This is a genomic window from Halorientalis brevis (assembly GCF_042678165.1).
Lineage (GTDB): Archaea > Halobacteriota > Halobacteria > Halobacteriales > Haloarculaceae > Halorientalis > Halorientalis brevis.
The window spans coordinates 450678-463317 of the sequence record NZ_JBHUDJ010000002.1 but is presented as its reverse complement, the minus strand read 5'-3'; the positions used below and the strand labels follow the sequence as shown (position 1 = coordinate 463317).

The following is a 12640-nucleotide window of genomic DNA, read 5'->3' as shown; positions in this document are numbered from 1 at the left end:
CGGCCGAGCGTTACGCGTCGTCGGCGTAGTCCGGCCGCTCCTCGTAGGCGATGGGGTCGGCGACGTCGAGCCGCTGGAACGCCTGCAACCGGAAGGCACACGCGTCGCAGGTGCCACACGCGGGCGACTCCGACCGGTAGCAGCTCCAGGTGTGCTCGTAGGGCACGCCCAGTTCCAGCCCGCGCTCGGCGATGTCGGTCTTCGACCACTCGACGAACGGCGCGACCAGGTCGATCTCCGTGTCGGGTTTCGTCCCCACGTCGACGACCTGCTGGAACGCCTCGAAGAAGGACGGCCGGCAGTCCGGGTACCCCGAGAAGTCCTCGCTGTGGGCACCGATGAACACGGCGTCGCAGTCGTTGGCCTCGGCGTAGGAGACGGCCATCGACAGGAGGTTCGCGTTCCGGAACGGGACGTAGGAGGTTGGCACCTCCTCGCTGTCCAGGGCTGCGTCGGCGATGTCCAGTTCGTCGTCGGTGAGGCTCGACGCGCCGATGGCCGCGAGGTGGCGCGTCTCGACGTGGAGGAAGTCGGCCGCGGCGACCTCCTCGGCAAGCCGTTCGGCGCACTCGCGTTCCCTGTGTTCGGTCTCCTGGCCGTAGGAGGCGTGCAGGAGGTACGGGTCGTAGCCGCGATCCATCGCCTCGTAGACGGCGGTCGCGCTGTCCATGCCGCCGGAGACGAGGATCGCCGCGCGCTGCTCGGTCGTGGTGGGTGTGTCGTCAGTCATGCTCAGGTACCAGGGGCGTCGTTCCAGAGATCGACGTGCAGTCGGGGGGTGTACCGGTAGCCGCGGTCCATCGCCAACTCGGCCACCGCGTTTCGCGTCTCGTCCAGCGCCTCGCGGGTCGCGCCCTCGGGCATCAGCAGCACGTCGGAATCGTGAACGGTCGTCGCCGCCGCGTCGCGGACGCGTTCGACGAGCCGGTCGATCTCCGGCAGGTCGTCGGCGTCGGTGACGACGAACTTCAGCTGGCTCTCGTAGGCGTCGACCAGCGCGGCGAGGGCGTCCAGGTCGACGCGGCGCTGGTCGTGGCGCTCGGCCCACTTGCCCTCGCCCGTCGGGTCCTTCTCGGGGGTTGGCGTGCTACTCTGTAGTTTCGGGCTGATGCTCGCGAGGTCGACGTGCGCGTCCCGGAAGATGGTGCCGTTGGTCTCGACGGTCGTGTGATAGCCGGCGTCGCCGAGGCGATTGAGAAGGTCGACCGACGCCTCGTGGAGCAGCGGTTCGCCACCCGTGAGGACGACGTGCTCGGCCTGGTCGTACGAGTCGACCGCGGCGACGATCTCGTCGACGTCCTGCCAGTCGTGGGTCGGCTCCCAGGACGTGTGGTAAGAGTCACAGAACCAGCACCGGAGGTTGCAGCCGCTCGTGCGCACGAACACGGTCGGGACGCCCGCGAGCCGGCCCTCGCCCTGGAGCGAGTAGAACAGCTCGTTGATCGGCAGGGCGCCCTCGGTTTCGGCGTCGGTGGTGCCGTCGGCGTCGACCGGCATCAGTAGCTCGCGCAGAGTTCGCTCGTCTCGCGGACCTCGACGGACACGTCCGAGACGGTGTCCGGGAACGACTCGAGCATGCGCCGTTCGAGCACGACGCTCATCACCTCGGCCGTCGGCGGGTCCTCGAGGACGACCGTCGCGTCGCCGTCGCCGCTGGCCTCGAACGCCTCGACGAGCGGATCGCCGTCTTCGAGCAGGAACCTGTGATCCCACTCAGAGATGATCCCAGTAATATCGCCTTTGTCGACGACCCACCCCTCCTCGGTCAGTTCGCCCGTGACTTCGACAGTGATCTCGTAGTTGTGGCCGTGCGGGCGCGAACACTTCCCGTCGTGATGCAGCAGTCGATGGCCGGCACTGATCCGAATCGGCCGGTCCCGACCGACGTAGAGGGTTCGTTCGCCGGCAGTCGCCAGCGCCCCCTCGGGCTCTCGCTCTCGAACGCTCCCGTGAGTCATACTCGGAGATTATCCCAGGAGGTCTTATATGGCCGGGTTCGCGGCGCACGAATCACTGCTGAAAACAGGGAGAACGTTATTAATAGTTTAAATGCAATCGACGAGTCCATGGATGAGTCTCCGGCGTCCGTCGACGAGGAGCGGCACAGCGACGGGTTCGGCGACTCACGAGCACAACTGTGGGCAGCCACCGAAGAGTTGGCGGACGCCGGCGGGTGGGAGCTGGACGTTCGCACCCAGACGCTCCGCTGGACGGACGGAACGCGCCGTATTCACGAGGTCGGCGCGGAGTACGAACCGACGCTGGAATCCGCACTCTCGTACTATCACCCGGACGAGCGACCCAGGATGGCCGCCGCCGTCGAAGCGGCGATCGAAGACGAGGCGCCGTTCGACGAGACGGTTCGATTGGTCACCGACACCGACGACGTCCGGTGGGTCCGCGTCCGCGGGGAACCCGTCACGGAAGACGGCGAGACGGTCCGCGTGTACGGCGCACTCAGGGACGTCACCGAGCTGAAGCAGCGCGAGCGGACGCTCCGGACCAACGCCGCGAAGCTCGAGGCGCTGACGGCGGCGTTTCCGGACCTGGCGTTCCTGTTCAACGGAGCGGGGCGCTGCCTGGAGGTGTACGCCAACGAAGACAACGAATCGCTGCTCACGAGATCGCCGGCAGCGATCAGGGGTGAGACGGTCACGGACATGCTGCCGGCCGAGCCGGCCCAGAAGATCGTGAGCGCCATCGAGCGAGCGCTCGAGACGGAGGCGACGCAGGCCATCGAGTATCGGCTCGACGTGCGCGCGGGCACCCGCTGGTTCGAGGGACGCATCGCTCCGCTCACTGAACCCACCGAGGAGGGCGAGGGCGTCGTGATGGTCACCCGCGACGTCACGGACCGACACGAGACCGAGGCGCGACTGCGCGAGCGCAAAGCACACCTCAGGAACGCACAGGCCGTCGCCGACGTGGGCAGTTGGATCCGAGACGTCCCGGACGACGAAATCTGGTGGTCCGACGAGGTGTACAACATCTTCGGACGGTCCCGGGCCGACGGCTCGGTCGACCACGAGGAGTTCATGTCGTTCGTTCACCCCGCCGACCGCGAGCAGATGGCGGACGCGTGGAATGCCGCGCTGGAGGGCGACACGTTCGACGTCGAACACCGCATCGTCGTCGACGGCGAGACCAAGTGGGTGCGCGAGAAAGCGGAGATGGAGTTCGACGCCGACGGGCAGCCCCAGCAGGCGATCGGCGTCGTCCAGGACGTCACCGAACGCAAAGCGTACGAACAGCAGCTCGAAGCCCAAAACGAGCAACTGGCAGTGCTCAATCGGATCATGCGTCACGACCTCCGCAACAAGATGAGCGTCATCCTCGGATACGCGGAGGAACTCGACGAGCGGTTCGACGGCGAGCCCAGTTCCCTCGCGACCCGCCTGCGGACCGGGGCCGAGGAGTTGCTCGCGATCAGCGAGGAAGTCCACGACCTGCGCGACCTCTTCGAGAACGACGCGACACTGCGAGCGCTCGAACTCTCGTCGCTCGTCGACGACGCCGTCGAAGCGGTCCGTCGAGAACACCGCGCGGCGTCGTACGTGACGGCGGTGCCCGACGGCCTCCGCGTCCAGGCCGTCCCGGCACTGCAGGTCGCCCTGACGAACCTCGTCGAGAACGCGATCGTCCACAACGACAGCGAGCAGCCGCGGGTCGCGGTCGCGGCCGAGGAAGCCGACGAGACCGTCACCGTGACGGTGACCGACAACGGCCCGGGCATCCCCGAAACCGAGTACGAACACCTCACGGGAACCCGCGAACGAACCCAGCTCGACCACACGAGCGGCCTGGGACTGTGGGCCGTCCGCTGGATCGTCTCGAACTGTGACGGGGCGGTGCAGTTCGAGACGGCCGGCGACGGAACGACCGTGCGACTCCGACTGCATCGAGCCGCCTCGTCGGCCTGACCGACTCGCGTTGCTCGCGGCCGTGGACGCGTGGCGCCCATCCTGACATCGAAAAATGAACAAATAGTAACATATATCGGCACTCTACTGAAGAACCACAACCTCGAGCGGCCAGGAGTATCAGTTTTGACTTGCGGACCGTCATACTTTCGGAGAGTCAGCAATATGCTTACGTATGGATGCCGACGGTCCCACCGAGGAACAGCGGATCTCGGCGACGATCCGCGACGTCAATCGGGGACTCGTCGAATCGGAGTCGCTCGGAGAACTCGAAACGACGGTCTGTGCGGTGTTCGCCGACGCAGACCCGTACGTCTTCGCCTGGATCGGCGAGTACGACGCCGAGTGCGGGGAGGTCGTCCCGAGCACCGCGGCCGGAGTGGGCGAGGACTACTGCGACGACCTGGTGATCTCGGTACGTGAAGGCCCGGCGAGTCGTGGTCCCACCGCGACGGCCGTCCGGACCGGCGAGATTCAGGCCATCCAGAACATCCACGACGACCCAGACTACGAGCCGTGGCGCGAGGAGGCGCTCGCGCGGGGCTACGAGTCGAGTGCAGCCGTCCCCCTCGTGTGCGACGGCCGCGCATGTCGCGTGCTCAACCTCTACACCGACCGGCCCGACGCCTTCAGCGACGCCGAGCGGGAACTGCTCGCAGAACTCGGCGAGACGATCGCGAACGCCATCGCCGGCATCGAAGCCCGGAACGAGCTCCAGTCCCAGAAAGAGAAATACGAACAGCTGACAGAGCGCATCTCCGACGCGTACTACGCCGTCGACACGGACTGGACGATCACCTACTGGAACGATAAGATGGCCGAGCGGACCGGCGTCGCCGAAGCCGAGGTGCTGGGTGAAACACTGTGGACCGTCTTTCCGGAGGTTCGAGGAACGGAGACGGCAGCCCACTACCGGACGGCGATGGAGACGAGCGAACCGGCGTCGTTCGAGACGTTCCTCGACGATCCCTTCGGATACTGGGTGACGGTCGAGGTCTATCCCGACGCGAACGGACTGTCGATCTTCTCCCGGGAGATCACAGAGCGCAAGGAGTACGAACGGCGACTCGAGGCGATCATCGAGAACACGACGAACCCGATCTACCTCAAGAACCGCGACGGGGAGTACCAACTGCTGAACGACGCGGCTGCGAGCCTCTTCGGGCTGGACCCCGCAGACGCCGTGGGATTGACCGACGACGACCTGTTCGACGCGGAGAGCGCCGCCGCGATCAAGGCACACGACAGCGAGATCGTCGCGTCGGGTCAGTCCGAGACCGGCGAGACAGTCCGCCACATCGGCGGGCGCGAGCACGTCTTCATCGACAACAAGTTCCCGTACCGCGACGGGGCCGGCAACGTCGTCGGCGTCATGGGCATCAGCCACGACATCACCGGCCGGAAGGCACGCGAGCGCGATCTCAGGGAGACCAAGCGCTGGCTCGACCTGGCGCTCGACGCGACCGACACGGGCGTCTGGGAACAGGACCTCGACACCAACACGTCGACCTGGAACGAGAGCATGGAGCAGTTGTTCGGCCTCGATCCGAACACGTTCAACGGCAGTTACGAGGACTTCATCGACCTCGTTCATCCGGACGACGTTCCGGAGATCGCCCGTGCGCACAGACGGGCGATCGAGAGCGGCGACCTGTACGAGGCGGAGTTCCGGATCCAGCCCGACGAGGAGACGGAACGCTGGGTCGAGGCACGCGGGCAGGTCGTCACGACCGACGAGGGCCAGGGCCGGATGATCGGGATCGTCACCGACGTCACCGACCGGAAGACTCGCGAGCGACGTCTCCAGGAGCAAAACGAGCGGCTCGAAGTGCTCAACCGCATCGTCCGCCACGACATCCGCAACGACATGCAGCTCGTGGTGAGCCTGAGCGAACTGCTCGCCGCCCGGACCGACGACGAGACGCTGACCGACTACGCCGACCAGATCCTCGACCACGCCGATCACGTCGTCGAACTCACGCAGATCGCCCGTGACCTGATGGAGACGATCCTGCAGGACGGCACCAACCGCGAACCGACGCTACTCGCGCGCACGCTCGAAACCCAACTCGACGACCTCCAGTCCGCCTACGACCACGTACTCGTCGAGACCACGACGCCCATCCCCAGAACCGCCGTCTACGCCGACGAGATGCTCAACTCCGTCTTTCGCAACCTCCTGAAAAACGCCGTCCAGCACAACGACAGCGACCGCCCCGAAATCGAGGTGTCGGTCACCGAGTCCGACTCGACGGTGACCGTCCACGTCGCCGACAACGGCCCGGGCATTCCAGCGGGTCAGACGGAGTCGATCTTCGGCAAGGGCACCAAAGGCCTCGACAGCGACGGGACGGGGATCGGCCTCTATCTCGTCAACTCCCTCGTCGAGAGCTACGGCGGCGAGGTCTGGATCGACGCGAACGACCGGGACGGGGCGACGTTCAACGTCCGCCTGGAGACCGTCGACGGCGACTGACGCACCGGAACCGGTCCAGCGGGTCGCGGACCGCACACTCGGCCCACAACACCCCGGGACGCCGATCGCGAACCAGTTAGCGAACCATCACGAATATCAGCCGTGATAATCTGGAAGGTGCCTTTATTACCCAGCGGCGGAGAATTGCAGGTACTGGCACGCAGTGTGCCACTCACCCCCCACAACCCCCACCCCCCAATTCTCACTCTCGTGGGTTCCCACCCCCACGTTTCGACGACTGGTAGTGGCCTCGCCAGGGAGACGTGACAGCACAATCCAGTTGGAGGACAAACATTTTCACGCGGTACGACGTGTCAGAGAGTGTCACGTGCAACAGCCACACACCGATGACGGGATCAGCCTGCTCCACGCGGTGACGATCGAGGTCGGCCTGATCGTCGGCGGGGCGCTGTTCAGCCTGACGGGGATCGCCGTCGGCATCACGGGGCCTGGCGTCGTCGTCGCGTTCGTGCTCGCCTTCGGCATCGCCATCCTCGGGTTGCTGCCGACGGCGATGCTCGGCGCGGCGTTCCCGACGACCGGCGGGAACTACCGGTATCCGGCCGCGCTGGTCTCCCGTCCCCTCGCCTTCCTGGCCGCCTGGGGGCTGGGGATCAGCATGTTCAGCGGGGGCCTCCCGCTGTACGCGCTCACCGCCGGCCAGTACGTCGAGTCGCTCCTCCCGGTCAGCCCGACCCTCGTCGGCCTGGCGGTCCTGACGCTGTTTTTCGCCGTGAACCTGCTCGGTCTTCGCCCCGCCGCCACCGCACAGGTCCTGATGTTCGTCGGTCTCGTCGCCGCGCTCGGGTCGTTCATCGTCTTCGGCGCGCCGGCGGTGCGGACGGCGAACCTGACGCCGGCGTTTCCCAACGGCGCCGTCGGCGTCGCGACGGCGGCGGGCGTCCTCTACTTCGTCTGTCTCGGAGCGAACTTCGTCGTCGACATCGGCGGGGAGATCCGCGACGCGACGGTGACCATTCCGCGCTCCTTCGCCGTGAGCGTCCCGCTGGTGCTCGTCATCTACGCGAGCATCGGCCTGGTGGCGGTCGGCACCGTCGGCCCCGAGGCGATGGCGGGCGCGACGCTCGCCGTCCCGGCCGCGCAGTTCCTCCCAGCGGCGCTCCAGTCGCTGTTCGTCGTCGGCGGCGCGCTGTTCGCCATCGCCACCAGCGTCAACGCCGTCTTCATGATCACCCCGAAGTACCTCGAAGTACTGGCCGCCGACGGTCTGATGCCGCGGTCGCTCGCGGCCACGAACGACCGCTTCGACACCCCACACTGGGGCCTGGCGGTCGTCTACGTCTGCTCGGTGGCGGCGCTCGTCTCACCGCTGCCCATCGCCGAACTCGGCTCGCTGCTCGGGTTCGGTGGCGCGTTCCTCCTCGTCCCGGTGATGCTCGCGGCGCTCGCGGCGATCCGGACGAGACCGGGGGAGGTCGCCGCGGCCCTTCCGCTTCCGAACCGGGCCGTCGCCGGTATGGCAGCCCTCGCGATCCCGCTCAACTGCCTCCTGCTCGTCTTGCTGGCGAGCCAGTCGCCCACGGTGTTCGCCGCCTGGGTGGGCTCGCTCGCCGTCGGCGGGAGCTACTACCTCCTCAGAACGCGGACCGGTGAGCAACCGGTCACCGATCCCACTCTCGAGCCATGACACGACCACACACGACCGGCGTCGTCGGCGCTGGCCTGATGGGCCGCGACATCGCGGGCCTGCTCGCGAACGGCGGCTTCCCCGTCACCCTCGTCGACGTCGACGCAGACGCGCTCGCATCGGCACGGGACTACCACCAGACGATCCTCCCGGAGGCCCTCGACGCCGCGGGCCTCGACCCCACCGAGGGCCTGGCAGATCGGATCGACTACGACACCGACCTCGACGCGCTCGCCGACTGCGAGTTCGTCGTCGAAGCCGTCCCGGAACGGCTCGAGTTGAAACGGGACCTCGTGGCGGACCTCGAAGCCGTCCTGCCGGACGATGCCGTCGTAGGCACGAATACGTCGTCGCTGACGCCCGGCGACGTCGCCGCCGAGCTGGAGCGCCCGGAACGGGTCGTCCTCTTTCACTTCGCCAACCCGGCGCTCGAACGCGACGTCGTCGAGATTTCCGGCGACGACGCCGCCGAGCGCGCGCTCTCGATGGCCCGGGCCGTCGGCGAGGCGATCGACCGGACGCCGATCGAACTGGGCGCGGAGTACCGGGCGAACTGCCTCTCGCGGCTCTCGGCGAGCATCAAGTGCGCGGGCACCTGGGAGCTGCTGGCCGCCGACGCCGCAGCCATCGATCGCGGTGCGGCGAACGTCGGCTTCGACCGCGGCCCCATCGAGTTCATCGACCTCATCGGGATCGACGTCCACCTGGCGACCGTCGCGAACCTCGGCGAGGTGTACGGCGATCGGTACGCGCCGCCGCCCCTGATCCACGACCGCATGGACGCGATGGTCGCGGCGGGCGACCTCGGCAAGAAGACCGGGCAGGGCTTTTTCGAGTGGGACGGCGAGACCTGCCTGCTCCCCGCGGTCGACGAGCCCCACGACGTGACGCCCGTCGTCGGCGCGCTCGTCAACGAGGGCCACCGGCTCGTCCAGGACGGCGTCGGCGACGAGGACACGATCGACGAGATCCTCAAGCGCGGGTCCGGTGGCGACGTCGGCCCGTTCGACGTCGAGTCGATGCTCGGCCGGGACTTCCTCCGGGAGACTCTGCAAACGAGGTACGAGGAGACCGGCGCGGCCGTGTACGACCCGGTGTTCTAAAGTTACTCGACCAGCACCGGCGGCGCGGCGTAGGGGTCCACCTGCACGTCCAGCAGCGTCGGTTCGTCCGATTCGAGCGCCTCGGAGATGGCCGGACCGATCCGCTCGGGGTCGGTGACGCGCTCGCCGGCGCAGCCGAAGCCGCGGGCGACCTGCGCGTAGTCGACGCCGTCGTGGAAGTCCGTGGACTGGTCGACGTTGTACGCGCCGAGCTGGCTCATCTTCGATGAGCCCAGCGAGTCGTTGTTCGTGACGACCACCGTGATCGGGAGGTCCTCCCGCGCTGCGGTCTCCAGGTCGGCGACGTGGTAGCCGATGCCGCCGTCGCCCGAGAGCGCGACCACGGGCTGGTCCGGCCGCGCGACCTGGACGCCCAGCGCCTGCGGGAGACAGACGTTGATGCCGTCGCTGCCGCGCGCCTGGAGGTAGCCCAGACCCGCCGTTTCCGTCTCGTAGAACGCACCCGAGAAGAAGCCGGGGAAGCTCGTCGCGCTCACGAGGATCGCGTCGGCCGGCAGCCGCTCGTTCAGTTCGCCCACGACGCGCTGGGGCTTGACCGGGGTCTCGTCGCTCGTCAGGTCGTCTTCGTGGGCGGCGCGCCAGTCCGCGCGGTCGGCGGCGAGGTCGTCGACGCGCGCGGCGCGGTCGGCGTCGCCCGTGGCCGCGTCGGCGAGCGCATCGAGCGTCGCCCGGAGGTCGGCCCGCACCGCCACGGTGGGTTCGTAGTTGCGGCCGAGCCACGCCGGGTCGAGGTCCACGTGAACCAGCGGGACGTCCTCGGGCACGAGCGTCCACCCCACCGAGGTGAGTTCGCCGAACCGCGTTCCGAGCCCGATGACGAGGTCCGCGTCCGCGACGGCGTCGTTGGCCACCTGGCAGAAGCCCCAGCGGCCGACGACCCCGAGGGCGTAGGGCGCGGTCTCGGCGACGGCGCCTTTCCCGTTCATCGAGGTCACGACCGGCACGTCCGCGGTCTCGGCGAACGCCGAGAGCGCGTCGCTGGCACCTGCCCGGATGACGCCCTCGCCCGCGACGATCACCGGGCGCTCGGCGTCGGCGAGCAGGTCCGTGATCGCCGCGATCGAGTCGTCGCTGGGGGCCGGACGCGTCCGCGGATACGTGCCGTCCACGTCGCCGCGGGGCTCGCGGTCGGTCTCGGCTGCCATCACGTCTTCTGGGAGGTTGACGTGGACCGGCGACGGGACGCCGGTCGTCGCCTCTCTGACGGCGTGTTCGACCGCCGCGACGGCTCTGTCCGGCGTCTCCGCGTCGGCCGTCGACGCGGTGAACGGGTCGAGGATCGCCTCGTTGTCGCCGTCCTGGATGACGCCGGTGCCGCGGGTTTCCCGGTCGTTGCCGCCCGTGAGCGCCAGCACCGGCGAGGACGCGCCGGCGGCCTCGCAGAGCCCGACGCTCATGTAGGCGGCGCCCGGGCCGCTGACGCCGTCGACGACGCCGATCGTCCGGGCCGCCCGAGCGTAGCCGTCCGCCATCAGCGTCGCGCTCGCCTCGCTCCGGGCGAGGACGTGCCGCAGATCCGAGCCGGCCAGGCTCGCGTAGTAGGGGTCCATCTGCTCGCAGGGGAAGCCGAACACCGTCTCGACGCCGGCCGCCTCGAAGAGCGCCGCGACGGCGTCGGTCGTCCGCGCCATCAGTACTCGCCTCCGTGCGTCGTGGGGACAGTGTGCATACCAGTGACCTGTGAGAGCAGGGACAAAAACGCTCCCCCGGTTCCAGTACCTGTGCGACCTGGGGCCGCACCGCCCAACACCTATGGCGCCTGCACGAGCAGCCAGTCGTATGGCAGACGAAATCCCAGCCATGACGCGGTTTCCAGTGCCGGACGTCGAGGAGCTCCCCCCGGAACTGCAGGAGCGGATCGAGGAAGAGACCGAGCGCGCCGGCTTCACGCCCAACGTGTTCCGCGCGCTCGCCTACCGGCCACAGCAGGCCCAGGCGTTCATTCAGTACCACGACGCGCTGATCGAGGAGACGGCGCTGGAACGCGAGGAGATCGAGATGATCGTCGTCACCGTCAGCGGCGTGAACGACTGCCTGTACTGCATCGTCGCCCACGGCGCGCTCTGCCGGATCTACGCCGACGACCCGCATCTGGCCGAGCAGCTCGCCACCAACCACCGGACGGCAAACGTCAACGAGGCCCACGAGGCGATGCTCGATTTCGCCGTGAAGGTCACCGAGGAGCCCGCCCGGATCGACGACGAGGACCTCGAAGAACTGGAGGCCCACGGCTTCAGCCGGAAGGCGATCTGGGACGTCGGCAACGTCGCAGCGTTCTACAACCTCTCGAACCGGCTCGCCCACCTGACGGACATGCGACCGAACGCGGAGTTCTACGACCTGGGCCGCGACTAGGGGCGTGCAGTCACGCCCCACGTGCGTGTGATTCCACCACAGACACCGTCATGACCGGCGCATTTAACTACTCAGGACGAGCGCATATGATCCGATGGTGGTCTGTGACATCTGCCAGAAAGAGCACCATACGAAGGTGCCCCCCACGTACTGCACGGAGTGCGGGGCGCGGCTGGAGTGAATCCTGCGGTCGGTGACAGGTGAGGCGCTTCTCGATGGGCGTGACGTCGGTAGCGATGCGTCCGCAGCCGCCAGCCCGCCGATTGCTCGCCGGCTCAGTCAACGTGTGGGTCGGGCATGAGGTCCGCGAACGGCTGGGCAGCCAGCCACTCACAGAGCTTCACGAGCTGGTCGCTCGCGGCCCCGAACAGTTCGGCCCCGATTTCGGGCGTGGCGTCCGTCTGGTCGCCGAACACGCCGTTGGGGCTGTTCTCGACCGCGTCGTAGAACGTGCGGGCGCCGTGCTCGCGAAGCTCGTCCGCCCCCAGCTCGACGCGGCCGCCGTCTCGCGCGTCGGTCATCCGATCTTCGTGGACTAGCTCCCGCGCGATGTGCATGAGCATCGCCGTCTCTTTCGGGCCGCCGTGAGGGCCGTTGTGCTCGAACGCCTCGTCGACGAGGTCGGGGATGCTCTCGTCCCACATCCACTCGATGGCGTAGGCGGTCTCGTCGTCGTGGAGGCGACGACCGACCTCCCGGAGGTGTTCGACGTTGCCGCCGTGGGCGTTGACGTACACGATGCGGTCGATGCCGTGGTACGCGAGGTTGCGCGAGAAGCTCTCGACGTAGTCCCGGAACACCGGCGCGTCCACCCACATCGTCCCGTGGAACTGGCGGTGGTGGGGGCTGACGCCGATGTTGATCGTTGGGGTACAGAGGTAGCCGGTGCGCTCTGCGGCCTCGCGCGCCAGCGCCTCCGCGATGAGGTGGTCGGTGCCTTCCGGGAGGTGCGGACCGTGCTGTTCGGTCGACCCCAGCGGCACGATCGCCAGCGACTCCGCCTCGAAATACGTGCCCAGGTCGGGCCAGGCCTCGTCGGCGAGATACATGTCCGACGGCCTACGCGTGCGAGCCTCAATAGCCTACTGGCGTCGCCCTGCGGACACCGACGCCACGG

General features: G+C 68.0%; 10 protein-coding genes. 5 read left to right on the top strand and 5 right to left on the bottom strand.

Annotated elements, in window-relative coordinates; genetic code table 11:
* Positions 1-10 precede the first annotated feature (10 nt).
* From queC to ACFR9U_RS06025, 3 genes are read right to left on the bottom strand one after another with little or no spacing between them, the layout of a single operon-like run.
* Positions 11-730 (bottom strand): 7-cyano-7-deazaguanine synthase QueC, encoded by a 720-nt coding sequence (gene queC / locus ACFR9U_RS06035; protein ID WP_247379512.1) that lies wholly within the window; start codon positions 728-730, stop codon positions 11-13.
* A 2-nt stretch (positions 731-732) separates the two neighbouring features.
* Positions 733-1497, bottom strand: coding sequence for a 7-carboxy-7-deazaguanine synthase QueE (locus tag ACFR9U_RS06030; protein WP_247379514.1), 765 nt, complete (start codon positions 1495-1497; stop codon positions 733-735).
* On the bottom strand, positions 1497-1958 hold the full coding sequence (locus ACFR9U_RS06025; protein WP_247379516.1) for a 6-pyruvoyl trahydropterin synthase family protein: 462 nt from the start codon (positions 1956-1958) through the stop codon (positions 1497-1499). The genes ACFR9U_RS06030 and ACFR9U_RS06025 overlap by 1 nt, the downstream gene beginning before the upstream one ends.
* A 108-nt stretch (positions 1959-2066) precedes the next feature.
* On the opposite strand from ACFR9U_RS06025, the gene ACFR9U_RS06020 reads away from it, so the two are divergent.
* From ACFR9U_RS06020 to ACFR9U_RS06005, 4 genes are all read left to right on the top strand, one after another.
* Positions 2067-3920 (top strand): PAS domain-containing sensor histidine kinase, encoded by a 1854-nt coding sequence (locus ACFR9U_RS06020; protein WP_247379518.1) that lies wholly within the window; start codon positions 2067-2069, stop codon positions 3918-3920.
* Positions 3921-4095: 175 nt separating this feature from the next.
* Entirely contained in the window at positions 4096-6396 is a 2301-nt protein-coding gene (locus ACFR9U_RS06015) for a PAS domain-containing sensor histidine kinase (RefSeq protein WP_247379521.1), read from the top strand.
* 328 nt (positions 6397-6724) lie between these two features.
* Complete coding sequence (locus tag ACFR9U_RS06010; protein WP_247379523.1) at positions 6725-8044, top strand: APC family permease; 1320 nt, start codon at positions 6725-6727, stop codon at positions 8042-8044.
* Complete coding sequence (locus ACFR9U_RS06005; RefSeq protein ID WP_247379525.1) at positions 8041-9147, top strand: 3-hydroxyacyl-CoA dehydrogenase; 1107 nt, start codon at positions 8041-8043, stop codon at positions 9145-9147. Before ACFR9U_RS06010 ends, ACFR9U_RS06005 begins: the two co-directional genes overlap by 4 nt.
* 2 nt (positions 9148-9149) lie before the next feature.
* On the opposite strand, the gene ACFR9U_RS06000 is transcribed toward ACFR9U_RS06005, so the two are convergent.
* Complete coding sequence (locus ACFR9U_RS06000) at positions 9150-10799, bottom strand: thiamine pyrophosphate-binding protein (protein WP_247379527.1); 1650 nt, start codon at positions 10797-10799, stop codon at positions 9150-9152.
* 148 nt (positions 10800-10947) lie between these two features.
* Here ACFR9U_RS06000 and ACFR9U_RS05995 point away from each other — a divergent pair, with 148 nt between their 5' ends.
* Positions 10948-11523, top strand: a complete 576-nt coding sequence (locus ACFR9U_RS05995) for a peroxidase-related enzyme (protein ID WP_247379530.1) — start codon at positions 10948-10950, stop codon at positions 11521-11523.
* 275 nt (positions 11524-11798) lie between these two features.
* On the opposite strand, the gene ACFR9U_RS05990 is transcribed toward ACFR9U_RS05995, so the two are convergent.
* Positions 11799-12572 (bottom strand): creatininase family protein, encoded by a 774-nt coding sequence (locus ACFR9U_RS05990; protein ID WP_247379532.1) that lies wholly within the window; start codon positions 12570-12572, stop codon positions 11799-11801.
* Positions 12573-12640: the final 68 nt, after the last annotated feature.

Bases quoted from the DNA above. Each gene is read 5' to 3' on its own strand.
- queC (WP_247379512.1), bottom strand. From the start codon at position 730: ATGACTGACGACACACCCACCACGACCGAGCAGCGCGCGGCGATCCTC.
- ACFR9U_RS06030 (WP_247379514.1), bottom strand. From the start codon at position 1,497: ATGCCGGTCGACGCCGACGGCACCACCGACGCCGAAACCGAGGGCGCC.
- ACFR9U_RS06025 (WP_247379516.1), bottom strand. From the start codon at position 1,958: ATGACTCACGGGAGCGTTCGAGAGCGAGAGCCCGAGGGGGCGCTGGCG.
- ACFR9U_RS06020 (WP_247379518.1), top strand. From the start codon at position 2,067: ATGGATGAGTCTCCGGCGTCCGTCGACGAGGAGCGGCACAGCGACGGG.
- ACFR9U_RS06015 (WP_247379521.1), top strand. From the start codon at position 4,096: ATGGATGCCGACGGTCCCACCGAGGAACAGCGGATCTCGGCGACGATC.
- ACFR9U_RS06005 (WP_247379525.1), top strand. From the start codon at position 8,041: ATGACACGACCACACACGACCGGCGTCGTCGGCGCTGGCCTGATGGGC.
- ACFR9U_RS06000 (WP_247379527.1), bottom strand. From the start codon at position 10,799: ATGGCGCGGACGACCGACGCCGTCGCGGCGCTCTTCGAGGCGGCCGGC.
- ACFR9U_RS05995 (WP_247379530.1), top strand. From the start codon at position 10,948: ATGGCAGACGAAATCCCAGCCATGACGCGGTTTCCAGTGCCGGACGTC.
- ACFR9U_RS05990 (WP_247379532.1), bottom strand. From the start codon at position 12,572: ATGTATCTCGCCGACGAGGCCTGGCCCGACCTGGGCACGTATTTCGAG.